21 protein-coding genes and 3 tRNA genes are annotated in these 25,127 nt (G+C 64.2%); 17 read left to right on the top strand and 7 right to left on the bottom strand.

Annotation, left to right across the window (positions count from 1 at the left end; genetic code table 11):
* Positions 1 to 35: 35 nt before the first annotated feature.
* Both sfsA and phaC read right to left on the bottom strand, forming a co-directional pair.
* Positions 36 to 758, bottom strand: coding sequence for a DNA/RNA nuclease SfsA (gene sfsA / locus AWJ14_RS04310; RefSeq protein ID WP_066175553.1), 723 nt, complete (start codon positions 756 to 758; stop codon positions 36 to 38).
* Between the two features lie 89 nt (positions 759 to 847).
* Positions 848 to 2,692 carry a class I poly(R)-hydroxyalkanoic acid synthase gene (gene phaC, locus AWJ14_RS04305; protein WP_066175363.1) on the bottom strand — a complete coding sequence of 615 codons (1,845 nt, stop codon included), beginning with the start codon at positions 2,690 to 2,692 and terminating at the stop codon, positions 848 to 850.
* A gap of 169 nt (positions 2,693 to 2,861) precedes the next feature.
* On the opposite strand from phaC, the gene AWJ14_RS04300 reads away from it, so the two are divergent.
* The 5 genes from AWJ14_RS04300 to recJ all read left to right on the top strand — a co-directional run bounded on the left by AWJ14_RS04300 (position 2,862) and on the right by recJ (position 9,184).
* Positions 2,862 to 3,380 carry a hypothetical protein gene (locus AWJ14_RS04300; protein WP_139112525.1) on the top strand — a complete coding sequence of 173 codons (519 nt, stop codon included), beginning with the start codon at positions 2,862 to 2,864 and terminating at the stop codon, positions 3,378 to 3,380.
* Between the two features lie 80 nt (positions 3,381 to 3,460).
* Complete coding sequence (locus tag AWJ14_RS04295; protein ID WP_066175358.1) at positions 3,461 to 4,678, top strand: LL-diaminopimelate aminotransferase; 1,218 nt, start codon at positions 3,461 to 3,463, stop codon at positions 4,676 to 4,678.
* 100 nt (positions 4,679 to 4,778) lie between these two features.
* On the top strand, positions 4,779 to 6,101 hold the full coding sequence (locus tag AWJ14_RS04290; RefSeq protein ID WP_066175356.1) for a homoserine dehydrogenase: 1,323 nt from the start codon (positions 4,779 to 4,781) through the stop codon (positions 6,099 to 6,101).
* Positions 6,102 to 6,255: 154 nt separating this feature from the next.
* Positions 6,256 to 7,242: a class II fructose-bisphosphatase gene (glpX, locus tag AWJ14_RS04285; RefSeq protein WP_066175354.1), complete on the top strand. Its 987-nt coding sequence runs from the start codon at positions 6,256 to 6,258 to the stop codon at positions 7,240 to 7,242.
* Positions 7,243 to 7,384: 142 nt separating this feature from the next.
* Positions 7,385 to 9,184 carry a single-stranded-DNA-specific exonuclease RecJ gene (recJ, locus tag AWJ14_RS04280; RefSeq protein ID WP_066175353.1) on the top strand — a complete coding sequence of 600 codons (1,800 nt, stop codon included), beginning with the start codon at positions 7,385 to 7,387 and terminating at the stop codon, positions 9,182 to 9,184.
* A 196-nt stretch (positions 9,185 to 9,380) separates the two neighbouring features.
* Here recJ and AWJ14_RS04275 read toward each other — a convergent pair.
* The 3 genes from AWJ14_RS04275 to AWJ14_RS04265 form a co-directional block, all read right to left on the bottom strand.
* A tRNA-Glu gene (locus tag AWJ14_RS04275) sits at positions 9,381 to 9,455 on the bottom strand.
* Positions 9,456 to 9,734: 279 nt separating this feature from the next.
* A complete protein-coding gene (locus AWJ14_RS04270; protein ID WP_066175352.1) occupies positions 9,735 to 10,895 on the bottom strand; it encodes a D-Ala-D-Ala carboxypeptidase family metallohydrolase in 1,161 nt (386 codons plus the stop codon).
* A 387-nt stretch (positions 10,896 to 11,282) separates the two neighbouring features.
* Positions 11,283 to 11,723: a VOC family protein gene (locus AWJ14_RS04265; RefSeq protein WP_066175350.1), complete on the bottom strand. Its 441-nt coding sequence runs from the start codon at positions 11,721 to 11,723 to the stop codon at positions 11,283 to 11,285.
* Between the two features lie 307 nt (positions 11,724 to 12,030).
* Here AWJ14_RS04265 and AWJ14_RS04260 point away from each other — a divergent pair, with 307 nt between their 5' ends.
* The 3 genes from AWJ14_RS04260 (at position 12,031) to AWJ14_RS04250 (ending at position 13,247) form a co-directional block, all read left to right on the top strand.
* Entirely contained in the window at positions 12,031 to 12,606 is a 576-nt protein-coding gene (locus AWJ14_RS04260) for a cold-shock protein (protein WP_066175348.1), read from the top strand.
* A gap of 4 nt (positions 12,607 to 12,610) precedes the next feature.
* On the top strand, positions 12,611 to 13,087 hold the full coding sequence (locus AWJ14_RS04255; RefSeq protein WP_066175346.1) for a DUF192 domain-containing protein: 477 nt from the start codon (positions 12,611 to 12,613) through the stop codon (positions 13,085 to 13,087).
* Positions 13,088 to 13,170: 83 nt separating this feature from the next.
* Positions 13,171 to 13,247 (top strand) — tRNA-Pro (locus AWJ14_RS04250).
* A gap of 81 nt (positions 13,248 to 13,328) precedes the next feature.
* On the opposite strand, the gene AWJ14_RS04245 is transcribed toward AWJ14_RS04250, so the two are convergent.
* A complete protein-coding gene (locus tag AWJ14_RS04245; protein WP_066175344.1) occupies positions 13,329 to 14,492 on the bottom strand; it encodes an amidohydrolase in 1,164 nt (387 codons plus the stop codon).
* Positions 14,493 to 14,933: 441 nt separating this feature from the next.
* Between AWJ14_RS04245 and AWJ14_RS04240 the strand changes: the two genes are divergently transcribed.
* The 5 genes from AWJ14_RS04240 (at position 14,934) to AWJ14_RS04220 (ending at position 19,225) form a co-directional block, all read left to right on the top strand.
* A complete protein-coding gene (locus AWJ14_RS04240) occupies positions 14,934 to 15,239 on the top strand; it encodes an ETC complex I subunit (protein ID WP_066175342.1) in 306 nt (101 codons plus the stop codon).
* Positions 15,240 to 15,272: 33 nt separating this feature from the next.
* Positions 15,273 to 15,349 (top strand) — tRNA-Arg (locus AWJ14_RS04235).
* Between the two features lie 436 nt (positions 15,350 to 15,785).
* A complete protein-coding gene (locus AWJ14_RS04230; RefSeq protein ID WP_171904815.1) occupies positions 15,786 to 16,469 on the top strand; it encodes a helix-turn-helix transcriptional regulator in 684 nt (227 codons plus the stop codon).
* A gap of 10 nt (positions 16,470 to 16,479) precedes the next feature.
* On the top strand, positions 16,480 to 16,911 hold the full coding sequence (locus tag AWJ14_RS04225) for a response regulator (protein ID WP_066175337.1): 432 nt from the start codon (positions 16,480 to 16,482) through the stop codon (positions 16,909 to 16,911).
* A gap of 37 nt (positions 16,912 to 16,948) precedes the next feature.
* Positions 16,949 to 19,225, top strand: coding sequence for a PAS domain S-box protein (locus AWJ14_RS04220; RefSeq protein WP_066175335.1), 2,277 nt, complete (start codon positions 16,949 to 16,951; stop codon positions 19,223 to 19,225).
* 65 nt (positions 19,226 to 19,290) lie between these two features.
* Here the strand turns inward: AWJ14_RS04220 and AWJ14_RS04215 are convergent, their stop codons facing one another.
* Entirely contained in the window at positions 19,291 to 20,478 is a 1,188-nt protein-coding gene (locus tag AWJ14_RS04215; protein ID WP_066175331.1) for a cystathionine beta-lyase, read from the bottom strand.
* Positions 20,479 to 20,797: 319 nt separating this feature from the next.
* Here AWJ14_RS04215 and AWJ14_RS04210 point away from each other — a divergent pair, with 319 nt between their 5' ends.
* From AWJ14_RS04210 to AWJ14_RS04195, 4 genes are all read left to right on the top strand, one after another.
* The gene (locus AWJ14_RS04210) at positions 20,798 to 21,820 is read left to right on the top strand and encodes an amino acid ABC transporter substrate-binding protein (RefSeq protein ID WP_066175329.1); all 1,023 of its coding nucleotides are present in this window, start codon (positions 20,798 to 20,800) and stop codon (positions 21,818 to 21,820) included.
* 142 nt (positions 21,821 to 21,962) lie between these two features.
* Positions 21,963 to 23,168: an amino acid ABC transporter permease gene (locus tag AWJ14_RS04205; protein ID WP_066175326.1), complete on the top strand. Its 1,206-nt coding sequence runs from the start codon at positions 21,963 to 21,965 to the stop codon at positions 23,166 to 23,168.
* 3 nt (positions 23,169 to 23,171) lie between these two features.
* Entirely contained in the window at positions 23,172 to 24,305 is a 1,134-nt protein-coding gene (locus tag AWJ14_RS04200; RefSeq protein WP_066175325.1) for an amino acid ABC transporter permease, read from the top strand.
* 15 nt (positions 24,306 to 24,320) lie between these two features.
* Positions 24,321 to 25,118, top strand: coding sequence for an amino acid ABC transporter ATP-binding protein (locus AWJ14_RS04195; protein WP_066175323.1), 798 nt, complete (start codon positions 24,321 to 24,323; stop codon positions 25,116 to 25,118).
* Positions 25,119 to 25,127 lie beyond the last annotated feature (9 nt).

Here is a 25,127-nt window from a genome sequence, read left to right as displayed (position 1 = left end):
CTCTCTTGTGTCCCGCCCGGCCTGGCCGGGTGGGATCATGATACGCTGTTTACGTCCGGTTCCTCAACGGGGACCAGCGATTCAGCGCACAATTCCTCAGATGTGATCTTGCACCGTATCGCGCAAGCTTCAACCCCGCGTTTCATGGCGCGCCGAAATGCCGCCGCATATCCGGGATCGAGATCGTGGCAAATCCTGAGGCGGTCGATGTCGTCGCGCTGGATCAAATAAACCATGATCGCGCGATGCCCGGCCTCGACCATGTCGCCCAGTTCCTCGAGATGCTTGGCGCCACGCAGGGTGACGCTGTCCGGAAACTCGGCGAGCCGCGGGGTGCGGCAGAAATGCACGTTCTTGACCTCGACATAGGCGCGCCCGCGCTCCGGATCGGAGAGCAGGATGTCGATGCGCGAATTGAGGCCGTATTTCTGCTCGCGCCGTCGCTCCGCATAGAGCCCGAGCGAGCCGATCATGCCCGCTTCGATGGCTTCCTCGACCAGCCGGTTGGGCCGGGCGGTGTTGATCCCCACCAGTGTGCCGTCGGCTTCCACCAGTTCGAGCGCGTGACGGAACTTGCGCGTGCCGCCTGCGTGTTCGGTCAGATAGCAGCGCGAGCCCGGAGCCGTCAGCCCCAGCATCGATCCGGTGTTGGGGCAGGAGCCGGTGATCATCTCGCCGCTGTCGAGTTCGACATCGACCAGGAACCGCTTGTAGCGACGCACAAGCGTGGCGGGAACGAGAGGGGGATCGAATTTCATCGCGGCGGCGATAGCAGGCTTTTGGCGGATCGGCAAATCAGTAGGCGCTGGACGCGGCGATCATAGGTCCGCCGCGCGGCTGATACGCTTCAGACGCGGACCCGCACATAGGAGCCGGGTGCGTCCTCGATTGGCTTGAGCTTGCCGCCGCCGGGTTTGCGCGCCGGAACCTCCGCATCCGATTGCGCGCGGATCCAGGCTTGCCAGTGCGGCCACCACGAGCCCGGCGTCTGTTTGGCGCCTTCGACCCATTGGTCGAAGTCCGCCCCCTCGGGCCCATCGGACCAGAACTGGTATTTTCCGGCCTCGGGCGGATTGATCACGCCGGCGATGTGGCCGGAGCCTGCCATCACGAAGGTCACGTCGCCGCCGAACAGTCGTCCGCCGAGATAGGCGGAGCGGGCAGGGGCGATGTGATCCTCTTTCGCAGCCAGGTTGTAGATCGGGATCTTGACCCGGCCGAGCTTCAGCGTCTTGCCGGCGAGCTTCATCCGGCCCTGGGCCAAATTGTTTTCGAGATAGCAGTTGCGCAGGTAGAACGAGTGGTTCGCCGCCGGCATCCGCGTGGCGTCGGAATTCCAGTACAACAGATCGAAGGGCATCGGATCCTTGCCCTTGAGGTAGTTGTTGACGACATAGGGCCAGATCAGGTCGGAGGCGCGCAACATGTTGAAGGCGGTCGCCATGCGCGAGCCGTCGAGATAGCCGTTCTTCTCCATCGCCGCCTCGATCGCGGCAATCTGGTCATGGTCGACGAAGACCTTGAGATCGCCCGCATGGGTGAAATCGGTCTGCGTGGTGAACAGCGTCGCCGAGGCGATGCGCGTGTCCTTCTCCTGGGCGTGCAGCGCCAGCGTGGCGGCCAGCAGCGTGCCGCCGACGCAATAGCCGATGGCATTGACCTCGCGTTCGCCGGTGGCCTGCTCGATCACGTCGAGCGCAAAGGAGATGCCCTCGCGCGAATAGGCTTCCCAGTCCTTGCGGGCGTGACGCTTGTCGGGATTGACCCAGGAGACCACGAACACCGTCTGTCCCTGATCGACCGCCCATTTGATGAAGCTCTTCTTCGGGTTCAGGTCGAGAATGTAGAACTTGTTGATCCAGGGCGGCACGATCATCAGCGGCCGCTTCAAGACCGTTTCGGTCGAGGGCGCGTACTGGATGATCTGGCAGATGTCGTTCTGGGCGATGACCTTGCCCGGCGAAACGGCGATGTTGTCGCCGACCGCGAATTTGGAGGCATCGGATTGCCGGAGCTTGAGCTCGCCCCTGCCGGCGGCGATGTCCTCGGCCAGCATGTGCATGCCGCGCACCAGGTTGGCGCCGTTGGACGCGACCATCTCCTTGTAGAGTTCCGGATTGGTGGCAAGGAAATTGGCCGGCGACAGGGCGGAGGTGATCTGGCGCATGTAGAAGGCCGCCTTGTGGCGGGTGTGCTCATCGAGCCCCTGGCTGTCGGCCACCAGCCGGTTGGCCCAGTCCGAGGTGATGAAATAGGCGTTCTTGAGGAACTCGAAGAAGGGATTATTGTCCCAGTCGGGATCGGAGAAGCGCTTGTCCGTGGTTTTCGGCCGGGGCTCGGCCGTCTCTCCGGACATGCGCTTGACCGATTCGGTCCACATGCCGAAATAGCCCGTCAGCAGCGATGTCTGGGCTTCTATCGCGCGCTTGGGGTCGGCGAGCCAGTATTCGCCGACCTTGGAAAAGGTCTTGACCATGTCGGCCATCGGTTCGGACAGGGTGTCGGCGACTTCGCCCTTTTCGCGCGGCTCGACCCAGGCGGCGGCGGCCTTGCCCAGTTGCTCGAGCATGCGCGCGACATTGCGGGCAAAGGCTTCCGGATCCTTGACCACATAGGCCTCGGCGGCCGAGGAACCGGCGTCAGCACCGTCTCTCGGGGCGTCGGTGGGCGCGTCTTTGCCCTTTTCCGGCATGTTGCTGCCTCCTCCTGAGCGCCAAAGCTTGCTTCCGCGCGGTCTTCTGCCTTAAATCGGCTTGGTTGCAATGCTTGGTTTGAAGTCCAGGCATTTAAGGTTAAGTGATAAGGGCTTTTTGCGTCGATGTCATGACCGCCATTGGGCGGAGACCGGATTATACAGGACCATGAACCCGATTTTTCGACCGGCAGCAGCCTTGTTCCTGGTGCTTTTCGTTGCCGGATGCCAGACCGCCTCGCTGGAGGACGCCGCGCCCAAGGCCGCGCCGGCCGCCCGTTCGCCGTCCGCATCCGGGATCGCGCCCGCTGAAGCAGCGGCATTGCAACCCGCAGGGTCCGCCGGTGCCGCGCGCGAGACGGCACAATCGCCCGCGGTGATCCGCCGCAATCCCGGCTTCGCGTCCGTGGTCCCGATCGAAAAGACCGCGCCGGTCGAGAAGAAGGCCTTCGTCGAAAGCGGCGCGCGCCAGACCGGCACCTATCCCACCATCGGCACCGTGCCGCAGGCCGCGAACACACAGATGACGACGGCGGAAAAGCTCGCGGCCGAGGCGGAGATGGCGAAGCTGCTCAAGGATAGGGCGTCCACGCCCAGCGCACGGGCGCAGTACGAGGCGCGGCTCAGGGAACTGCGCGCGCTGGCGGCCAGCCACGGCAGCGACACACAGCAGCAGATCGAGAATTAGCTCTTGCGTTCACGCCTGTTTGGACGCACACCCGTCATCGCTCAGGCACCCGCATTCAGCCCACACGTATGGGGACTCCCATGGAAGAATTTCACAAGGTCCGGCGGCTTCCGCCCTATGTTTTTGAACAGGTCAACCGGTTGAAGGCCTCGGCCCGGGCCGGCGGCGCGGATATCATCGACCTCGGCATGGGAAACCCCGATCTTCCCACGCCGCCGGCAATCGTCGACAAGCTGTGCGAGGCGGTTCGCGACCCGCGCACCCACCGGTACTCGACATCGCGCGGCATTCCGGGCTTGAGGCGCGCCCAGGCCGCCTATTACCAGCGCCGCTTCGGCGTCAAGCTCAATCCCGATACCCAGATCGTTGCCACGCTCGGCTCCAAGGAGGGCTTCGCCAACATGGCCCAGGCGATCACCGCGCCCGGCGACGTGATCCTGTGCCCGAACCCGACCTATCCGATCCACGCCTTCGGCTTCATCATGTCGGGCGGCGTGATCCGCTCGCTCGACGTCGTGCCCGACGACAGTTTCTTCGTCGCGCTCGAACGCGCGGTGCGCCACTCGATCCCCAAGCCGCTGGCGCTGATCCTCAACTACCCGTCCAATCCCACGAGCTATGTCGCCACGCTCGATTTCTACAAGGACGTGGTCGCCTTCGCCAAGGCCCACGACATCATCGTGCTGTCGGATCTCGCCTATTCCGAGATCTATTTCGACGAAACCCCGCCGCCTTCGGTCCTGCAGGTTCCCGGCGCGATCGACATCTGCGTCGAGTTCACCTCGATGTCGAAGACGTTCTCCATGCCCGGATGGCGCATGGGCTTCGCCGTCGGCAACGAGCGGCTGGTTGCGGCGCTGACGCGGGTGAAATCCTATCTCGACTACGGCGCCTTCACGCCGATCCAGGTGGCCGCCACCGCGGCGCTCAACGGCGACGGGACCGACATCGCCGAAGTGCGTTCGGTCTACAAGCGCCGTCGCGACGTGCTGGTCGATAGTTTCGCCAAGGCCGGGTGGCAGGTGCCGCCGCCGCCGGCAACCATGTTCGCCTGGGCGCCGATTCCCGAGCCGTTCAGGGCGCTCGGCTCGCTCGAATTCTCCAAGCTCCTCGTCGAGAAGGCCGATGTCGCCGTCGCGCCGGGCGTGGGCTTCGGCGAGCACGGTGACCAGCATGTGCGCATCGCGCTCGTCGAAAACGAGCACCGGATCCGGCAGGCCGCGCGCAACATCAAGCGGTTCCTGTCGAGCGCCAAGGACGGCGGCGACAATGTGGTGTCCCTGTCGGCCCGGCGTTGACCCCTTAGGGTGCTGCCGGTAAACCGCCCCTCACCATCTTCGTTCCGCGCGGCCCGCGCGGAGGCATTCGGACACTGACCAGGCAAAATGGATAGCAAACATGACTGATGCCCTCAAAATCGGCATTGCGGGACTGGGAACCGTCGGCTCAGCGCTGTTTCGCGCGATCACCACCCGCCACAACATGCTTGCCGACATTTGCGGGCGGGAGATCGTCATCACCGCCGTGAGCGCGCGCAGCCGCAATCGTGATCGCGGCTTCAGCCTCGACGGCGTGAACTGGTATGACGATCCGGTCGCCATGGCGCGCGAGGCGGACATCGACGTGTTCGTCGAACTGATGGGCGGCGAGGGCGATCCTGCGCTTGCGGCCGCCACCGCCGCGCTCGCTGCCGGACGGCATGTGGTGACCGCCAACAAGGCGATGCTCGCCCGCCATGGCGTGGAGCTTGCGAAGCTTGCGGAATCGAATGGCGTGCTGCTGAATTTCGAGGCGGCGGTGGCCGGCGGCATTCCGGTGATCAAGGCGATGCGGGAATCGCTGACCGGCAACTCGGTCCAGCGGATCTACGGCATCCTCAACGGCACCTGCAATTACATCCTCACCCGCATGCAGCGCGACAATCTCGGCTTCGCCGAGTGTCTCGCCGAGGCGCAGCGGCTCGGCTATGCCGAGGCCGATCCCGCTTTCGACATCGAGGGCAACGACACCGCGCACAAGCTGTCGATCCTGACCAGCCTGGCGTTCGGCACCCAGATCGCCGCCGACGAGGTCTATGTCGAGGGCATCACCAATATTTCCATCGACGATATCCATGCCGCCGACGAGCTCGGCTACCGCATCAAGCTGCTCGGCGTGGCGCTGAAAACCGGGACCGGCATCGAACAGCGGGTGCATCCGACCATGGTGCCCAAGGGCTCGATGATCGCGCAGGTCGAGGGCGTGACCAATGCGGTGACGATCGAGGCCGACATCCTGGGCGAGCTGATGCTGTCGGGCCCCGGCGCGGGCGGCGATGCCACCGCGTCCGCCGTGCTCGGTGACGTCGCCGACATCGCCAAGAGCCGGCCCGGCCACCAGCATGCACCGGCGCTCGGCCGTCCCGCCGCCAAGCTCGAGCCCTATCAGCGGGCGCAGATCCAGAGCCACGAAGGCGGCTATTTCATATCGCTCAAGGTCGACGACCGCGCCGGCGTGTTCGCCTCGATCGCCACCAAGATGGCCGACAACGGCATCTCGCTGGAATCGATCGTGCAGCGGGCGCGGCCGGGCGGGGCCGCGGACGGTCCGCAGACCGTGATCCTGGTCACCCATGCGACCACCGAATCCAAGGTCCGCTCCGCGGTCGGCGCGATCAAGGGCGAGGGCTATCTGTCGGGCGAGCCGCAGGTGATCCGGATCGAGCGCACCCGCGAGGGCTGAGCGCTGGCGGTGGCCGGGCTGCGTCTAATCGATTTAGGCTTGGAACAAGCCAATATCTTGAAAAAACAGCGGGTTTAAATGCCCCGCGCGGATTGCCTTGGAGTGTTTTCTGGCTGTAAGACCTGCCGGAATGACACGCTGAGGAACCCGCATCATGGCTGATACACCGACAGAGACGAGCGGTCTCGACCGCATTCTGACACTCGAGATTGCCCGGGTCACAGAACGCGCGGCCGTGGCCGCTGCCCGGCTGCGCGGCCGTGGAGACGAAAAGGCGGCCGACCAGGCTGCCGTCGATGCGATGCGCTCGGAGCTCAACCGCCTGCCGATCGACGGCGTGGTGGTGATCGGCGAGGGCGAGCGCGACGAAGCGCCGATGCTCTATATCGGCGAGGAAGTCGGAACCCGCGACGGCGCCAAGGTCGACATCGCGCTCGATCCGCTCGAGGGCACCACCATCTGCGCCAAGAACCTGCCCAATTCGCTGGCCGTGATCGCCATCGCCGAAAAGGGCAGCCTGCTCTACGCCGCCGACGTCTATATGGAAAAGATCGCGATCGGCCCCGGCTATCCGCCCAATACCGTCTCGCTCGACGCGACGCCGACCGAGAACCTGCATGCCGTGGCGCGCGCGAAGGGCGTGGACGTGAGCCAGGTCACGGCCTGCATTCTCGACCGTCCGCGTCATGCGCGGCTGATCGAGGAGGTGCGCGACACGGGCGCGGCGATCCGGCTGATCGGCGATGGCGACGTGGCCGGCATCATCCATACCACCGATCCGGAACAGACCGGCATCGACATCTATATGGGCATTGGCGGGGCGCCCGAGGGCGTGCTTGCCGCCGCCGCCTTGCGCTGCATCGGCGGCCAGATGCAGGGCCGGCTCGAACTCAATACCGAGGACAAGCTGGCGCGCGCCGCCAAGATGGGGATCACCGATCCGCACCGGGTCTATTCCATGGAAGAAATGGCGAGCGGCGATGTGCTGTTCGCCGCCACCGGCGTGACCGACGGCAATCTGCTGCAAGGCGTCCGCTTCGCCCCCGACGCGATCATCACCCACACCATCGTCATGCGTTCGTCGTCGCGCACCGTGCGCGAAATCAAGGCCCGCCACCAGGACCTCGAAAAGTTCGACTGAGCGATGGCGCCGGCGGCGCCACCCGGATCCGGAAATGACCTGTTGCGCGGCCCTGCATTTTGCGGGCCGCGCTGCTTTGGTCTATGAGCAATGTCTGCGGCGCGGTCATGGTGGCAAGGCGGGCAAGCACAGGTGACAGCCGATGACAGGCAGCAGCGCATCCGAGCGGGCGTTTCTCGGTGTCGAGCAATCGCTTTCCGGCCAGAAATGGACGGCGCGGCTTGATCTCGCGGGCGAGAACAAGGCGATTTCGATCGCCCAGACCACCGGATTGCCCGATGTGATCGCCCGCGTGCTCGCCGGCCGGGATGTGGCGATCGGCGATGCGAAGGCTTTCCTCGATCCCACCATCAAGACGCTGATGCCGGATCCTTCGCGGCTGACCGATTGCGACCGCGCGGCAGAGCGGATCGCCGCCGCCATCAAGCGCGGCGAACGGGTGGCGGTGTTCGGCGACTACGATGTCGACGGCGCGGCCTCCTCGGCGCTGATGCAGCGCTTCCTGCGCCATTTCGGACTTCCATCGGAAATCTACATCCCGGACCGCATTTTCGAAGGCTACGGCCCGAATCCCGCCGCCATCGGCGAATTGATCGAGCGCGGCGCCGGGCTGATCATCACCGTCGATTGTGGATCGACCAGCCATCAATCGCTCGAGGAAGCAGCGCGGCGCGGCGTCGATGTGGTGGTGATCGACCATCACCAGGTGTCGAGCGAACTGCCGGTGTGCCACGCACTGGTCAATCCCAACCGCGAGGACGACCTGTCGGGCCTCGGCCATCTGTGCGCCTGCGGCGTGGTGTTCATGGTGCTTGCCGGCGTGCTGCGGCTTTTACGCACTTCCGGCGACCGGCGGGCAGGGGAGTTCGACCTGCTTGCCTGCCTCGACCTGGTGGCGCTCGCCACCGTCTGCGACGTGGTGCCGCTCAAGGGGCTCAACCGCGCCTTCGTGGTCAAGGGCCTGCTCGCGGCGCGCTCGATGGCCAATGCCGGCCTTGCCGCGCTGATCCAGCGGGTCGGCGTCAACGGCCCGATCTCGCCCTATCATCTGGGCTATCTGATCGGCCCGCGAATTAATGCCGGCGGACGAATCGGCGATGCCGCGCTCGGCAGCCGGCTGCTGACGCTCGAAGACACCGCGGAAGCCGGAGCGATTGCCGAACGGCTCGAGGAATTGAACCGCGAGCGCCAGGCGATCGAGGCGGCGATGCTGGAGGAAGCCGACGCCGAGGCCGCAGCCGAGATGGCGAGCGGCGCGGGGCCTGCCGTCATCGTCACCGCCCGCGAGGGCTGGCATCCCGGCGTCGTCGGCCTGCTCGCCTCGCGACTGAAGGAGCGCTATCGCCGCCCCGCTTTTGCCATCGCGTTTGACGGCATGGGCAAGGGCACGGGATCGGGCCGCTCGGTGCCTGGCCTCGATATCGGCAGGCTGGTGCGCAAGGCGGTGGAAACGGGCCTCCTGGTCAAGGGAGGCGGGCATGCCATGGCAGCGGGCATCACCGTGGACAAGCGGCGCCTGGGCGATCTCAGGGCCTATTTCGAGGACAATGCCGCCGAGACCGTTGCCGGCCTGACCGCAGCGCACCGCTTGAAGATCGATGGCGCGGTTTCGGCCTCCGGTGCAACACTCGATCTCATCGACATGATCGAGCGCGCCGGCCCCTATGGCGCGGGGCATCCGCAGCCGGTGTTCGCCGTGCCCGCCCATACGCTCAGCGATGCGCGCGTGGTGGGGCAGAATCACATCAAGCTCACGCTGCAGGGCGCCGATGGCGGCAGGCTGAACGGCATTGCCTTCCGCGCCGCCGACACCGAAATGGGCTCGGCGCTGCTCAATGGCCGCGGCCTGTCGTTCCACGTCGCAGGGACGCTGTCGGCCGATCACTGGCAGGGCGTGCGGCGCGTCCAGATTCGCGTCGTAGACGCTGCCGTGGCCCGTTAGGCCACCTTCTTTCAGCTGACGGTCCCAACGCGCTCAGGACAGCCTTCACCGGCCCCTGCAGGCGCCGTTCCGGCACGCGTATTCGTCTCTCCACTGCGGAGCCGGCTACGCATGTGCGATGTCCGCCGCAGGCCGGGCTGCGCTGAAAATCATGTTCGAATTTTAGGTGAAGAAATCAAGCCAAGTGCTTGAAAAGTGGCACGCCCTAGGGGAGTCGAACCCCTCTTTCCAGAATGAAAATCTGGCGTCCTAACCGATAGACGAAGGGCGCGTGCGCTGGTGGGCGTCTTATAGTCAGACCGTTTTCGGACCGCAAGCGGTTAATTGCATTTGGGCGAAAAAAATCGAACTTTTTTTGAGAGAGGCGGAGCGGTGCGGGGCGCGTGGGCGTGACAGCGCCCGGCACGCATGATCTTGCCGATGAAAACGGGAACCACCGACTGCGCCACTGCCGCGCATCGGGCCATTCGCTCAACAAAATTGGGGGAGGTGACGGCAACCGGTGTCGACGCAACGCGCGCCCGGCCGTCAGGCCAGACTCAAGTCGGGGTTACTTGCGACGGCGGCAGCGCCAGTTCCAGTCGCGCGGGGTGCCCACGTCGATATGCACCGATTCGGTGTGGCAGTAGGTGCCGACGCCGCCGCGGTCGGGCATCGAGCGCAGATATTTCGCCAACTGCCACTTGGAAACGCCTTCGATCTGGATGTCGGCTGCTTCGCAGGTGGTGTGGCGCGAGCCCGAGGCGCCGCCGACCTTGCGGTTGTGCCTGGGGCTGCGGTAGCCGGAGGTCACCACCAGAGGCCGGCCGTAATGCCGTTCGATGCCCTTGAGAACGCGCACCAGTTCCGGTTTGAAGCAGCCAACCTCGACCTTTTCGGTCTGCAGGTGCAATCCGTTGGGCGCGAGTCGCGCGAGGCCTGCCGCCGAGGCGACTTCGATCGGGCCCTCGTCTTCGCCGTCGCCCTCGCTGGAGCCGATATCGAAGACGTTCGACATGCGCACGCCCGGCAGTTCCGTGGTGGCGCCACCGGAAGCCGAGGCGACCACCACCGGCTCAGCCTTGGGCGATACCACCCGCTGCTTGGTGCCCGCGGGCGCGGCCTTGGCCGATTTCTGTTGCGGCGCGAACAGGCGCGCGAAAATCGATTGCTTCTTCGGCGGGGCGACGACCGCCAGTTCCTGAACCGGCGCCTGGGCAGCAGTCGGGGCAGCAGCCTGGGCGGCGGCTTCCGTCTCAGCGGTCGCCGGCGGCAATTCGGCCGAGGCCATGCGCTGCGCGATATTGGCCGGGTCCGGCGTGATTTCAGGTTCCGCGGCGGCGCTCTCGGTGGGTGCCTGCGGCGCAGTGGCGGGAGCGCTGTAAAGATTGGTCGCCGGCTGCGCCGGCTGGGCCTGGGTAATGCCGCGATTGAGCGCATCGACCGAGGTTTCGGCCATCACCATCGATCCGGGCTGGGCCTGCTGCGGCTGGGGTTCCGCGGCCGCCTGGCCGGATTCGGGAATGGTCGCGGTCTGGGTCGCGTCTTCGGCCCGCGACGCCATCATCAGCGCGTCCGATTCGTCTGCGCTCGACAGGTCGACATAGCTGGAAGAGGAGGGGGCGAAGCCCGGGCTCGTCGCATAGATCGACGAATCGCCGGCAGACACGCATCCGGTCAGAACCAGTGCAACAGAGGCCAACAAGTAGATGTGGCCGTCCGTGCGGCGCATGACCGAATATTTCCCGCCTGTCAGCAAACTATGGAGCCCCTGTGTATGCGATAAGAGGTACGTGGACCTCAGAAGGTGCGTACCCATTTGTCATGCTGTTGTAAACGCACATATCCGAGCGTGACCGGACAAACGGGAGTGTGGATCCTGATCTTGCGATGCGGTTCAAATACGGCAAAACCATGACATATTTGGCTTTGTAGCAGCCGTCGATTGCGTGAGCCTTGCGCGCGACCGCGACAATGCGTCAGGGGGCCTTGCACTCCGGCGCGCGGGCCGAACGGTCCCCTTGGCTGCTGCTGAGGGCTGCTGCTGAGGGCTGGTGCTGGGCTCGTGCCCGGGTGTTGTCGGCGGGCCGGCGCGAGGTGGCCGGCCCGCGGCTTCAGCCTACCAGGCCCCGGTGTTCTTCATCGAGGCCCAGGGTTCCGCCGGCTCCAGCGGATCGCCCTTCTGCAGAAGCTCGATCGAGATTCCGTCCGGCGAGCGTACGAAGGCCATGTGGCCGTCGCGCGGCGGGCGGTTGATGGTCACGCCGTTGTCCATCAGGTGCTGGCAGAGCGCGTAGATATCGTCGACCGCATAAGCGAGGTGGCCGAAATTGCGCCCGCCGTGATACTCCTCGGGGTCCCAGTTGTAGGTCAGCTCCACCATCGGCGCCTTGTCGGCGAGCGCGCGCTCCTTGTCGTCGGGCGCCGCCAGAAAGATCAGCGTGAAGCGTCCCTGTTCGCTCTCGTGCCGGCGGATTTCCTCCAGTCCGAGCTTGTTGCAATAGAAATCGAGCGAAGCGTCGACATCCGTCACCCGGACCATTGTGTGCAAATACTGCATGAGCCTACCTCTTGTTCATCGTCCGGGGAACGATAGGCGGATTTCCCCCGGAGGCAATGCCGGCACCGTGCAAAGCCTGCTCATTTTGCGGTTTCCGTAAGGGCAATGCCCGGCTTCGCAAAGGATTGCGCGCCGTTTCGACGACGGCTGCGGGTCCGCATCACCGTCTGAGGTGCGTCGCTTGTATTAGAAGTGGATGGTGCAACAAGTTTTACGGCGGGGCTTGCACAGCGCGCGCAATACAATGTTAATGTTTTATTCGAGAATCAGTCGAATTCCATGTGGCGCGTATCGGAGAGCTATCCGGATGGGGGAAAGGTCCTCTGACAAGAACGAGGCGTTGGCGGGGGCGCATGGTGACGCGGTCGACCTGATCGAGATCACCGGTGTCATCAAATGGTTCGACGTCGCCAAGGGCTTTGGCTTCATCGTCCCCGACAATGGCATGGATGACGTCCTGCTGCATGTGACATGCCTCAGGCGCGACGGCTATCAGACCGTTCTGGAAGGCACCCGCATCGTCTGCGAGATCCAGAAGCGCGAGCGTGGCTACCAGACGTTCCGCATCATTTCGATGGACACGTCGACCGCCGTCCATCCCTCGCAGCTGCCGCCGGTGCGCACCCATGTCCAGGTCAAGCCGACCAGCGGGCTCGAGCGCGCCATCGTCAAGTGGTTCAACCGCACCAAGGGATTCGGGTTTCTGACCCGGGGCGAGGGGACCGAGGACATCTTCGTGCACATGGAGACGCTGCGGCGCTATGGCTTGGCCGAACTGAGGCCCGGACAGGTGGTGCTGGTGCGCTACGGCGATGGCGACAAGGGCTTGATGGCGGCCGAAATCCATCCGGACATCGATTCGCCCGTTCCCAATTCCCACTGAGCCGATGCGCGCGCTCCCGTCTCTCGCCGCCGTCCTGTTTGCCGCGGTGCTTCTTCTGTGCGCGGGCCTTGCGCCGGCGGCGCGGGCGGAGGTGCTGCCGACGGACGCCGAAAGGCTGGTCATCGACACGGCCGGCGGACCGGTCAGGTTTTCCGTCGAACTCGCGCTGACCCCCGACACCCGCGCAACGGGCCTGATGTTCAGGCGCGAGATGGCGGCCGATCACGGCATGCTGTTCCGCTTCGACCAGACCCGGCAGGTGCTGATGTGGATGAAGAACACGCCGCTGCCGCTCGACATGGTGTTCATCGGCGAGGACGGGCGGGTGGCCGGGATCGCCGCGGACACCACGCCTTTTTCCGAAGACATCGTCGCCTCGCCGCGGCCGGTGCGCTATGTGCTCGAACTCAATGCCGGCACCGCCGCGCGCCTCGGCATCGCCGTGGGCGACCGGGTTCGCCACAGGGCCATCCTCGACTGAGCCGCCAGCGCTTGCGACCCGCGGCCACGTTTAGGTGTTGCGGCCCATGACGTTCCGGTGTATCCGGGGCACAGCTTGGACATCGGAGCGTAGCGCAGCCTGGTAGCGCATCTGGTTTGGGACCAGAGGGTCGGGAGTTCGAATCTCTCCGCTCCGACCACCAATTCCCTGAAAACGAACGATTTCTGCACCTCGTGGGCGCGGGTTTTACCGTGCGCGCCGCTGCCAACGCCGTTCGGCTTTAGGGGTGCGGCTTTTCGGCCGGCTCCGCGGCAAGCGCCAGGGCGACGAGTTCGGCAAAGAGTGCGATTCCGGTTTCGATCAGTTCGTCCGGAAAGTCGTAGTCCGGATTGTGCAGCGCGGGTCTGTCGAGGCCCGCGCCGAGGCCGAACATCGCGCCTTCATGATGCGCGGTCAGTTCCCCGAAATCCTCGCCCCAGCGGAAAGGACGCTCGATCCCCCGGTAGGCGAGGCCGAGCCGGGTTGCGGCCTGCCCGATCATCGCCGTGGCCCTGGACCCGTTGACCGTGGCCGCGAATTCTTCGCGAATCTCGAAATCCACATCGAGCCCGTCACGCAGGCCAAACGCCCGTGCGACGCCGGTGAGTTCGGCCCACATCGCTTCCACGGCCGCGGTGTCGCCGGCGCGCAGGGTGAAATGCGCCTCGCCCCGCGCCGGGCAGACCCCGGAGGCCTGGACGCCCATCTGGCAGAACACCGGGACCGCGAGCGCATAGGCTTCGGGCCGGTCATATTTGGCCTCGATGGCGCGCGCCGCGTGCATCAGCTCGCAAAGCGCGAAGGCGGGGCTCGCGCCGGTTTCGGGCTGGGCGCTGTGGGCCTCCTTGCCGGCGAGGTGAATGGCGGCATACCTGACCTGCGAGGAAAAGCTGCCCGGGCCGCAAATCACCTGGCCCAGCGGAAACCCCGGCAGGTTGTGGAGCGCGAACACGTAATCCGGGGCGATCCTTGCGAAACCGGGATGCGCGCGACAGAGCCGGGCACCCGAGCCGGTTTCCTCGTCGGGCTGGAACAGCAGCACCACCCGGCCGGCCGCGGGCCGCGTCGTCAATGTCTGCGCCACGCCTGCCAGGATCGTCATATGCCCGTCATGGCCGCATTTGTGGCCGACGCCGTCACGGGTCGAGCGGTAGGCAAGGGCGTTGGTTTCGTCGATCTGAAGCGCGTCGAGTTCGCAGCGCAGCATCACCGTCCGGCCCGGTCGCGCGCCATTGTAGACGGCGGCAAAGCCCGCGCCGTCGAGATCGACGACCTCATCGGGGCGCGCGGTGCGATCGAGATATTCGCGGAGATGGCGTGCGGTTTCGGTTTCGTGGCGCGAGATTTCCGGGTGGGCATGCAGCCAGTGACGGAGCCCGATCAGGGAGGCGATATCGGCGGTCATGCGTGGATTCCTTTCCGTCGGTTGGGCGCCGCGCGGATCGCGGCGCCGCGTGCGGGCTGTGCGCGGACAGACGGGACGTAGCATCTCGGCTCGCCCGGTCAAGCGGGCTGGGCCTGGGGGACCGGGCGGGGCATGCCCGGCCCGACAATGCGGCCCCACAATGTGGCCGGACAAGGCGGCCGGACAAGGCGGCTTGACTTTGGGGAAGCGTCGGGGCATTGAGCGGAGGTCGCCTCGGTCGATATCGACCTGCAAATCAGCGGGTCTCGGGAGGGGCGAACCGGCAGGAAAGCGGCCTCCGCTCCCGGTTTCGACCGGAACTGGATGCGGGAGCACACGCCGCTTCGGCCGCGCTTACCGGATCCACGTAAGTGGATTGAACACAGCCGGGCGCCGCAACCGACCCGAACGGGCGGCCGCCGCCGTGAAGGGAATTGGGACATGACCGCGAAAATCTACCGTCCCGCAAAGACCGCCATGCAGTCCGGGAAAGCCAAGACCCAGGACTGGGTGCTGGAATTCGAGCCGGAAAAGCCGCGCACCATCGATCCGATGATGGGCTACACCTCCTCCGGCGACATGCAGAGCCAGATCCGCCTCAAGTTCGACACGCGTGAAGCCGCCGTCGCCTATGCCGTGCGCAACGGCCTGGCGTTCCGGGTGGCCGAGCCCAAGGAACCCAAGCGCCGGCGAGTGGCCTATTCGGACAATTTCAAGTTCGACCGCCGCCAGCCCTGGACTCACTGAAGATTACCGGTGGCGCGCCGTCCGGCACCGATCGGCCCCTTAGCTCAGCTGGATAGAGCACCGGCCTTCTAAGCCGACGGTCGCAGGTTCGAATCCTGCAGGGGTCGCCATTTTCGCCTTGTCCGACCCGGGCACATTTTCTGCCTCATACACAGCCTCTCTCCTGCATCTGGGCAAGGACGACCTGTCTTATGCGCTTGCCGGTCGAGCCTGCCGTGCGGCAAATGGCTTCATCGCGCGCCGGTGCTGTCATATCTGGCCGGCAGGAGCGACCGGGATGTTAATCTTCCTGCGCCAAAATACGGATTGTCGCCGCTTTCAGGGCGTGTCAGGCCATTGACAGCCTGCGACAGCACGTTCAGGTTGCGTCCGCGCGAAGGCGCGGTCCCGCGGGAGTGACATCGGAATATACTGTACGCAGCGCATATGTCCGATTCTTTCACCATGTTTTGTAAGTAAATTCTTGCGGATTGTCTTGTGGTCACGTCGATGTATGTAATCTAATTTGCTAATAAGCATTGTTGATTCGAAAGAGGCCCTATGTTGATGCCGGAAGCTGCTTATCATCTTGGTACGGAACTGGGCCGCGCCGTCAACCGAATGGACTTCTTCAGATTGTTCAAGGCGCTGGCGCTCGGGCAAGGGTTCCAGCACTTCGTCCTGTTCGAAGTGGGCGGCGAGGATGAGGGGATCAACCTTCGCAACCCGCATGTGCTGCACAATCTTCCCGACAGCCTGATCGATGCGGCAGGGGGAAGGCCGCTGGGCGCCGGCGACGAGTTGCTCGCTGCCTGCAAGCCGTCGACTGCGGCCTATGGTGTGGCGCCGGGAGCGGGCGCCTCCCGGATTCTCGATGCGATCGGCGCGGCGACCATGATCGCGGTGCCGCTGCATACGGTCGCGGCGCGTCGCTACTGCCTGATGATGCTTGGAGATCGCGGCCTGCCCGAACATGAAACGCTCGCGGTGGTCGCGCTCGATGCGGCGCTGATCTTCCAGCGCTATCACGATGCCATTCTGTCGCTGGATTCGATCAGCGGCCTCAACGACCGCGAGATCCAGATCGTCCGCTGGACTTCGGAAGGCAAGACTTCTGCCGAAATCGCCATCATTCTCGGGCTGTCCGAGCATACCGTCAATTCCTACATCGCGACCGTTCTGCGCAAGCTGCATGTCGTCAATCGCGCTCAGATGGTGGCGTCGGCCTTGCGCAGCGGGCTGATAGCTTAGGAGAAATCCCATGACCACCGGTCAGACCGAGTATCCCTTGAAGATCCTGCTTGTCGATGACGATCCGGCAGAACACCTTTTGCTGCGGCGGACCCTGGAAAAGGTGGATGGGCCGCCGATCGAACTCGAATATGTGGCGGACATCGAGTCTGCGGTCGAATGCGTCAAGGGCGGCGGCATCGACATGGTGTTTCTCGACAACCGGCTGGTGCCGAACAACGATTTTCGCGAAACCGCGCCGCAACTGCGCCATGCGGGCTTCATAGGCCCGATCGGCATCATCTCCTCGGATATCAGCGGCAGCTATTTCCAGGAATTCCCGGAATTCGGGGTCGATTTCCGCATCAACAAGAACGAGATCGACCGCGCCGCGATATCCTTCATCATCGCCGAATACACGCGCAACCAGCTTTCGGACAATTGCGCGGAAGATTTCTCGTGAGGTGCATCTGATCGACGCTCCCGGGCCCCGTACTGAAATGGACCTGCTTCCTGGCACGCTCGTCACCGCGTTGTACGATGCGTTCCCGGACCCGGTGCTCGTGACCGACGCTGACGGCATGATCGTCGCGTCGAACCCGGCCGCTGCGCAAGTGCTGGGATATGAAGCCGCCGAACTGGCAGGGATCGATGTCCTGACCCTTCTGGTTCCGGACCATGTGGCCATTGAGCCGGACGGGGAGGCGTCTTCAGACGAACCGTCGAGGCTGCGGCAGCGCCGGAGGACGGGTGTCCGCGCCAAGGACGGCCGCGTGCTTGAAGTCGATTTCAGCCGAACGGCGCTTGCCGCTGGCGGCGAGACGTCGAGCGGGGCGGTGGTCGTGCTTCGCGTTCTCGAGGCGGATCCGCGCAGCACCGCGGGCGATCCGGACACCAACGCCCTGTTTATGTCCGCGCTCGATTCTGTGTCGCACGGCTTTGCGATCTACGATCCCGATGACCGGCTGCTGGTGTGCAACAAGGCCTACCGCGACATGCACCCGCTGCTCAGGCCATCGATCAGGATCGGCAAGACCTATGAGGCGACCCTGCGCGATGCGCTTGAAGCTGGCCTGATTTCAGAAGCGGGAGACACCCCGGAATCGCGCGACGAATGGCTGCGCAAGCTGGTCGACCTGCACAACAATCCCGGTGAGCCCTATGTCCGGCAGATCGGCGATGACCGCTGGATCCAGATCGAGGACCGGATAACGGAAGGCAATTTCCGCGTCGGCCTGAGGGCGGATGTCTCGGCACTGGTTCGCGCCCGATCCGAGGCCGAGCGGCTCGGTGTGATCCTTGAAGGCGTGTCCCAGGAGATCTATCTGGTGAACCCGGTCACGCGCGCGATCATCTATGTCAACAAGGCCGCGCGCGACAATCTGCAATACAGCCTCGAGGAAATGCGCGGGATGGATGCCCGCCTGCTCAATGCCGGATGGTCGCCGGAGCAACTGAGCGAAAAGATGCGGCCGCTGGTGAGCGGCGAGGTCAAGACCCTGACGCTCGACACGCGTCACCGGCGCAAGGATGGTTCGACCTATCATTGCAGGATCAAGTTCGAGCGGTTGCGCACCGAAAACGAGCCGCTGATGCTCTCGTTCGGCGAGGACATCACCGAGCGGCTCGAAATCGAGAATGCGCTGCAGCGCAAGCGGGCCGAATTCGAGACGCTCGTACGCAGCCTGCCGGATTTCATCACCCGCTCGGAGCCCGACACCACGCTGACTTATGTCAACGAGAACTATGCCCGCTTCAGCGGAATGCGCGCGGAAGACATGATCGGGCTGAAATTCATCGATCTTATTCCGCCCGAGTTGCAGCCCGAGGTGCAGCGGAAGCTTGAAAGCCTGCAACCCGACCAGCCGATGAAGACCGAGGAACGGCTGATGCGGGATCACGCCGGCCGGACCTACTGGTATGCCTGGACCAACCTGATGGTGTTCGAGAACGGCCGGCCGCTCGAGCTTGTCTCCCTGGGCCGCGACATCACCGAAAGCCACCTGTCCCGCGAGCGCATCGCGCAGCAGGCGCGCGAACTGGCGATGCGCAACCAGGCCCTCGAACAGTTCGCGGGGATGGTCTCGCACGATCTCAAGGCGCCGCTGCGCCAGATCCGGCTGTTCGTCGACATGATTGCGGAAGATGTCAGCAACGGGCGAACCGAAGACCTCAAGAAATTCTCCGAGCATATTTCCGGACGCGCCGAATCCATGGAGCGGATGGTGTCGAGCCTGCTCGAATATTCCCAGCTGGCCTATCAGGCCATCAAGCCGAGCAGCTTCATGCTGTCGGAGGCGGTTTCGGTGGCCTGGAGCAACCTGTCGGTCAATGCCGCCGAGGCGAATGCGCGCCTGATCAACGATTCCGACATCGAGCTGAATGCGGATTTCGACCTGATGATCCAGCTTCTGCAGAACCTGTTCGCCAACTCCATCAAGTACAGGCTGCCGGATCAGCCGGTGCTGGTCGAGGTCGAGGTCGAACTGGTCAAGAACCGGATTCACATTTCGGTGGCCGACAACGGTATCGGCATCGCGCCAGAACACGCCGAAAGCATATTCGGCGTGTTCAAACGCCTGCATCGCGACCAGCGCACCTATTCGGGCAACGGGCTTGGCCTCAGCCTGTGCCGGCTGATCGCCGAGAGCCATGACGGAACGGTCGTGCTCGACACCAGTTACGGGCCGCCGGGCGCGCGCTTCGTGCTCAGCTTGCCCCGCCGGCTCGCGCAGGCGGGAACCGGGGCGGCGGAGCCCTCCGTGTCCCCCGTCTGATCCCGCCACGCCCGTGGCCGGAGCTGCCGGCCGCGGGCATGGGTGCCCCTTGTCGGGACGACGCCTCAGGCCGCCTTGGCCGCAGCCAGCGCGCGGTCGATGTCGGCCATCAGGTCGGCCACGTCCTCTAGGCCGATCTGCAGCCGGATCACCGGACCTTCCTTGGGCGGCAGGGCGATGGTGCGGTCCGAGAGGTTGGCATGCACGGCAAGGCTCTCGTATCCGCCCCAGGAATAGCCCAGGCCGAAGATTTCGAGCGCGTTGAGGAAGGCGTGCGCCTTGGCCTGGTGGCGTGCCGGATCGGCGACGTCGAGCACGATCGAGAAAATGCCGCTCGAGCCGCAGAAGTCGCGCTTCCAGATGTCGTGGCCCGGAAAGCTCTCGAGTGCGGGGTGGAGCACCCGTGCCACACCCGGCATGTCTTCGAGCGCGCGGGCAATCGCGAGCGCGCTTTCCTGGTGGCGGGCAAGCCGCACGCCCATGGTGCGCAGGCCGCGCAGCGTCATGTAGGAATCGTCGGGGGCCGCGCAGATGCCGAGCATGCCGAAGGCCTTGTGGACCGCGGGCCAGGCCTGCTTGTTGGCCGAGACCGTGCCGATCAGGATGTCGGAGTGGCCGGCCGGATACTTGGTCGCGGCATGGATCGAGATGTCGACGCCGTGCTCGAGCGGCCTGAAGAACAGCGGCGTGGCCCAGGTGTTGTCGATCGACACCAGCGCGCCGTGGGCGTGGGCAACCTCGGCGATGGCCGGAATATCCTGCATTTCGAAGGTGTTGGAGCCGGGAGCCTCGGTGTGGACCAGCTTGGTGTTGGGGCGCATCAGGCTTTCGATGTCGGCGCCGATCAGCGGGTCGTAATAGGTGGTCTCGACGCCGAAGCGTGCGAGCATGCCCGCGCAGAAATTGCGGGTCGGGGAGTAGACCGAATCCACCACCAGCAGGTGGTCGCCCGCGTTCAGCACGGCCAGGAACGGCAGCGTTACGGCGGCCAGACCGGAGGGGACGGCCACCGATCCCGCGGAGCCTTCGAGCTCGTTGAAGGCCGCGTTCAGCGCATCGGTGGTGGGGGTGCCGTGGGTGCCGTAGGTGTATTTCTGGTCGCGCGAGACCATGGTTGCCGCATCGGGGAACAGGACCGTCGAGGCATGCACCACGGGCGGGTTGACGAAACCGTGGAAGCTCTTCGGGTCGTGCCCCGTATGGGCGAGGCGGGTGTTCACTCCATGGGTGGCGGCGCTGGTGCTCTTGCTCATCTGATATCCGGTCTGTTGGCGAGGTTGCTGGTTCTGAAGGCTTAAACCGACTTGTCGGCAATCTCAAGAATGGTCCGGACCACGTGCGGTGAAGGCTTGAACCGGCACCTGCGGCCCATGGCAGCTAGACTTGCGAAATGGCGCAAATTGTCGCCGGACAGGTAGACTTGTCGAATTTAAGACAATGGACACTTGACCGTCGGTTGATTTCGTCATGGTATGTCATAGTGCAAAAAAGCATCGGCGGAGGCGCGGACACGCCGCTCCTGCCGCTTTTGTCGCACCTCAAACAGGGCAACAGAAAAAAAGGTTGTATCAAATGAAAAAAGAGATTTTGTCGGCTGTCGTTGGTGTCGCGGCCGTTGCGGGCCTGGGAGCCGCCGCCGCTTCCGCAGCAACGCTGGATGATGTCAAGGCAAAGGGATTCGTCCAGTGCGGCGTTTCCACCGGCCTCGCCGGCTTCTCCGCTCCGAACGATGCGGGTGACTGGTCCGGCCTGGACGTGGATCTGTGCCGCGGCGTCGCCGCTGCGGTGTTCGGCGATGCAAAGGCGGTCAAGTACAGCCCGCTGTCGGCCAAGGAGCGGTTCACCGCGCTTCAGTCTGGTGAAATCGATGTGCTGTCGCGCAACACCACCTGGACCATGAGCCGCGACACGCAGCTCGGCCTGAACTTCGCCGGCGTCAACTACTACGACGGCCAGGGCTTCATGGTCCGCAAGTCGCTCGGCGTGAACTCCGCACTGCAGCTTTCGGGCGCTTCGGTCTGCGTGCAGACCGGCACCACCACCGAACTCAACCTGACCGACTACTTCAAGGCCAACGACATGACCTACAATCCGGTCGTGTTCGAAAAGCTCGAAGAAGTGAACGCCGCCTATGACGCCAACCGTTGCGACGTCTACACCACCGACCAGTCGGGCCTGTATTCGATCCGCCTCGGCCTTTCGGCACCCGACGAGCACATGGTTCTGCCCGAAGTGATCTCCAAGGAGCCGCTCGGCCCCGTGGTGCGCCAGGGCGACGACCAGTGGTTCGCTATCGTCAAGTGGGTCCATTTCGCCATGCTCAATGCCGAGGAAATGGGCATCACCTCGGAGAACGTCGATGAAATGATGAACTCCACCGACCCGAACGTGATGCGCATGCTCGGCAAGGAAGGCGCCTTCGGCGATTCCCTGGGCATCGGCAACGACTGGGCCTACAACGTGATCAAGCAGGTCGGCAACTATGGTGAAGTGTTCGAGCGCAATGTCGGCGCTTCGACCCAGCTCAACATCAGCCGCGGCGTGAACGCGCTGTGGTCGAAGGGCGGCCTGCAGTACGCACCGCCGATCCGCTAATCCGGCATGACCATCGGGCGGGCTTCTCCGGAAGCCCGCCTTCTCCGCCTTTATCGTGAGAAGTCAAGGATCTGGCGCCACAGGCGTCGGGTTAACAAGCGATCCGGCCACAAGATCCGGACGTACAAAAATGGGGACAGACATGGCTCATCAAGAAAGCGTCTCAGCGGGCGCTGATGATTCCGGGCGCGCATCTCTTATCTACGATCCCAGAGTCCGAGGCTTTGTGTTTCAGGCCTTGCTGATCATCGTCGTCGCCGGCCTGGTCTGGTCCGGCCTGACGAATGCGCATGACAACCTGCAGCGCGCGGGCATCGCGTCGGGCTTCGGCTTCTTCAAGGAGCGTGCCGGCTTCGACATTGGCCAGTCCTTCATCCATTACACCAATGACAGCACCTATCTCAGGGCCTTCTTCGTGGGGCTCGGCAACACGCTGGTGGTCGCGGTGATCGGGATCTTCTTTGCCACGGTGATCGGCTTCATCGTCGGCCTGGCCCGGCTTTCGAAGAACTACCTGGTGCGGAAATTCGCCACCGTCTACGTGGAGACGCTGCGCAACATTCCGCTGCTGCTGCAGCTTCTGTTCTGGTACAAGGCGGTGTTGTCGATCCTGCCTTCGCCGCGGGCGATGGGAATCGAGCCCGGCTCCGAGATCGCCTTCAGCCTCAACAATCGCGGGCTCTACCTGCCGCGGATCGTGCCGGAAGCGGGGGCGTCGCTGATCCTGTTCACGGCGATCGCGGTTCTGGCGGTCTGGTTCGTTCTCGGCCGCTGGGCGAAAAAGCGGCAGATGGCGACAGGCCAGCAGTTTCCGGTGTTCGTGACCGGCCTCGGTCTTTTCATCGTCTTGCCACTGCTGGCGTTTTTCGTCACCGGCATGCCGCTGTCGCTCGAATATGCGAGCCTGCAGGGGTTCAACATGGTCAATGGCTGGGTGATCCAGCCGGAGTTCATGGCGCTGTTGCTGGGGCTGTCGCTCTACACGGCGTCCTTCATCGCCGAAATCGTGCGCGCGGGCATCCTGGCGGTGTCGCACGGGCAGACCGAAGCGGCCTATGCGCTCGGCATCCGGCCGAACCTCACCAGCCGGCTCGTGATCGTGCCGCAGGCCATGCGCGTGATCATCCCGCCGCTGACCAGCCAGTATCTGAACCTGACCAAGAACTCCTCGCTCGCCGTCGCCATCGGTTACCCCGATCTGGTGTCGGTCACCGGAACCGTGCTCAACCAGACGGGGCAGGCTGTCGAGGTGATCTCGATCACCATGCTGGTCTACCTGACCCTGTCGCTGCTGACATCGGCCTTCATGAACTGGTTCAATGCCAGCGTCGCATTGGTGGAGCGCTAAGCCATGGATCACACGACCAAATCGATCGCCTATGTGCGAACCGAGGAGACGCCGCGTTCGGCGCCGCCGTCGAAATCCGGGGGCGTGGGCGGATGGCTCAAGGAAAACCTGTTCGCCACCCCGCGCGACACGGTGCTGACCATCATCACCTTCCTGGTCCTGCTCTGGATCATCCCGCCGGTCATCGACTGGGCCTTCATCAGCGCGGTCTGGACCGGTGACAACCGCGAAGCCTGCATCGGACCCGATACCGGTGCCTGCTGGGCCTTCGTCGATGCCAAGTTCGGCCAGTTCATCTATGGCCGCTATCCGCTGGAAGAGCGTTGGCGGGTCAATCTGGCGGGCCTGCTGCTGGTCGCGGGCCTGGTTCCGATCGCCATTCCCTCCGTGCCCTACAAGCGCGAGAATGCGCTCTACCTGCTGATCGTGTTCCCGGTGCTGGCCTTCATCCTGCTCACCGGGCAATTCGGGCTCAAGCCGGTCGAAACGCCGCTGTGGGGCGGCCTGCTGGTCACGCTGGTGGTTGCCATCGTCGGCATCGTCGTGTCGTTTCCGCTCGGCATCCTGCTGGCACTCGGACGCCGGTCGCACATGCCGATCGTCAAGATGTTCTGCGTGATCTTCATCGAGTTCTGGCGCGGCGTGCCGTTGATCACCGTGCTGTTCATGTCCTCGGTGATGCTGCCGTTGTTCCTGCCGGACGGGGTGTCGTTCGACAAGCTACTGAGGGCGCTGATCGGCGTCGCGCTGTTCTCGTCGGCCTATATGGCCGAGGTGATCCGCGGTGGTCTGCAGGCGATCCCGAAGGGCCAGTACGAAGCGGCCAATGCGATGGCGCTGACCTTCTGGCAGGGGACGCGGCTGGTGATCATGCCGCAGGCCCTCAAGCTGGTCATTCCCGGCATCGTCAACACCTTCATCGGGTTGTTCAAGGATACGAGCCTCGTTCTGATCATCGGCCTGTTCGATCTGCTCGGCATCGTCCAGCAGAACATGACCGATCCCAACTGGATCTCTCCGGTGACGCCGGCGACGGGCTTCGTCTTCGCCGCCTTCGTCTTCTTCATTTTCTGCTTCGGCATGTCGCGCTATTCCGCTTATATGGAACGGCGGCTCGACACCGGCCACAAACGATAACAGGGGACTGCAACCATGGCTGACAGCAACACAGCGCAAACAGCGAGCGTCACGCCGTCGAAAATGACGGTGTCGGAAACCGATGTGGCGATCGAGCTTATCGGCATGAACAAATGGTACGGCGAGTTCCATGTGCTGCGCGACATCAACCTCAAGGTGATGCGCGGCGAACGGATCGTCATCGCCGGCCCCTCGGGCTCCGGCAAGTCGACCATGATCCGCTGCATCAACCGCCTGGAGGAGCACCAGAAGGGCAAGATCATCGTCGATGGCATCGAGCTGACCAACGATCTGAAGAAGATCGACGAAGTGCGCCGCGAAGTCGGCATGGTGTTCCAGCACTTCAACCTGTTCCCGCATCTGACGATCCTGGAGAACTGCACGCTGGCGCCGATCTGGGTGCGCAAGATGCCGAAGAAGAAGGCCGAGGAAGTGGCGATGCACTATCTCGAGCGGGTCAAGATCCCCGAGCAGGCCAACAAGTATCCGGGCCAGTTGTCGGGCGGCCAGCAGCAGCGCGTGGCGATCGCCCGCTCGCTGTGCATGAACCCGCGCATCATGCTGTTCGACGAGCCCACTTCCGCGCTCGATCCGGAAATGATCAAGGAAGTGCTCGACACCATGGTGGGACTTGCCGAGGAAGGCATGACCATGCTGTGCGTCACCCATGAGATGGGTTTCGCCCGCCAGGTCGCCAACCGGGTGATCTTCATGGACCAGGGCCAGATCGTCGAACAAAACGAGCCAGGCGAGTTCTTCGACAACCCGCAGCACGAACGCACCAAGCTGTTCCTGAGCCAGATCCTGCACTGAGCGCCGCTG

Source organism: Parahoeflea olei, assembly GCF_001703635.1.
Classification (GTDB): domain Bacteria; phylum Pseudomonadota; class Alphaproteobacteria; order Rhizobiales; family Rhizobiaceae; genus Hoeflea; species Hoeflea olei.
This window is presented reverse-complemented; position numbering and strand designations above follow the sequence as displayed.

What these genes read in the sequence shown, in the direction of transcription:
- sfsA (WP_066175553.1), bottom strand. Translation starts at nt 758, where the DNA reads ATGAAATTCGATCCCCCTCTCGTTCCCGCCACGCTTGTGCGTCGCTAC.
- phaC (WP_066175363.1), bottom strand. Translation starts at nt 2,692, where the DNA reads ATGCCGGAAAAGGGCAAAGACGCGCCCACCGACGCCCCGAGAGACGGT.
- AWJ14_RS04300 (WP_139112525.1), top strand. Translation starts at nt 2,862, where the DNA reads ATGAACCCGATTTTTCGACCGGCAGCAGCCTTGTTCCTGGTGCTTTTC.
- AWJ14_RS04295 (WP_066175358.1), top strand. Translation starts at nt 3,461, where the DNA reads ATGGAAGAATTTCACAAGGTCCGGCGGCTTCCGCCCTATGTTTTTGAA.
- AWJ14_RS04290 (WP_066175356.1), top strand. Translation starts at nt 4,779, where the DNA reads ATGACTGATGCCCTCAAAATCGGCATTGCGGGACTGGGAACCGTCGGC.
- glpX (WP_066175354.1), top strand. Translation starts at nt 6,256, where the DNA reads ATGGCTGATACACCGACAGAGACGAGCGGTCTCGACCGCATTCTGACA.
- recJ (WP_066175353.1), top strand. Translation starts at nt 7,385, where the DNA reads ATGACAGGCAGCAGCGCATCCGAGCGGGCGTTTCTCGGTGTCGAGCAA.
- AWJ14_RS04270 (WP_066175352.1), bottom strand. Translation starts at nt 10,895, where the DNA reads ATGCGCCGCACGGACGGCCACATCTACTTGTTGGCCTCTGTTGCACTG.
- AWJ14_RS04265 (WP_066175350.1), bottom strand. Translation starts at nt 11,723, where the DNA reads ATGCAGTATTTGCACACAATGGTCCGGGTGACGGATGTCGACGCTTCG.
- AWJ14_RS04260 (WP_066175348.1), top strand. Translation starts at nt 12,031, where the DNA reads ATGGGGGAAAGGTCCTCTGACAAGAACGAGGCGTTGGCGGGGGCGCAT.
- AWJ14_RS04255 (WP_066175346.1), top strand. Translation starts at nt 12,611, where the DNA reads ATGCGCGCGCTCCCGTCTCTCGCCGCCGTCCTGTTTGCCGCGGTGCTT.
- AWJ14_RS04245 (WP_066175344.1), bottom strand. Translation starts at nt 14,492, where the DNA reads ATGACCGCCGATATCGCCTCCCTGATCGGGCTCCGTCACTGGCTGCAT.
- AWJ14_RS04240 (WP_066175342.1), top strand. Translation starts at nt 14,934, where the DNA reads ATGACCGCGAAAATCTACCGTCCCGCAAAGACCGCCATGCAGTCCGGG.
- AWJ14_RS04230 (WP_171904815.1), top strand. Translation starts at nt 15,786, where the DNA reads ATGCCGGAAGCTGCTTATCATCTTGGTACGGAACTGGGCCGCGCCGTC.
- AWJ14_RS04225 (WP_066175337.1), top strand. Translation starts at nt 16,480, where the DNA reads ATGACCACCGGTCAGACCGAGTATCCCTTGAAGATCCTGCTTGTCGAT.
- AWJ14_RS04220 (WP_066175335.1), top strand. Translation starts at nt 16,949, where the DNA reads ATGGACCTGCTTCCTGGCACGCTCGTCACCGCGTTGTACGATGCGTTC.
- AWJ14_RS04215 (WP_066175331.1), bottom strand. Translation starts at nt 20,478, where the DNA reads ATGAGCAAGAGCACCAGCGCCGCCACCCATGGAGTGAACACCCGCCTC.
- AWJ14_RS04210 (WP_066175329.1), top strand. Translation starts at nt 20,798, where the DNA reads ATGAAAAAAGAGATTTTGTCGGCTGTCGTTGGTGTCGCGGCCGTTGCG.
- AWJ14_RS04205 (WP_066175326.1), top strand. Translation starts at nt 21,963, where the DNA reads ATGGCTCATCAAGAAAGCGTCTCAGCGGGCGCTGATGATTCCGGGCGC.
- AWJ14_RS04200 (WP_066175325.1), top strand. Translation starts at nt 23,172, where the DNA reads ATGGATCACACGACCAAATCGATCGCCTATGTGCGAACCGAGGAGACG.
- AWJ14_RS04195 (WP_066175323.1), top strand. Translation starts at nt 24,321, where the DNA reads ATGGCTGACAGCAACACAGCGCAAACAGCGAGCGTCACGCCGTCGAAA.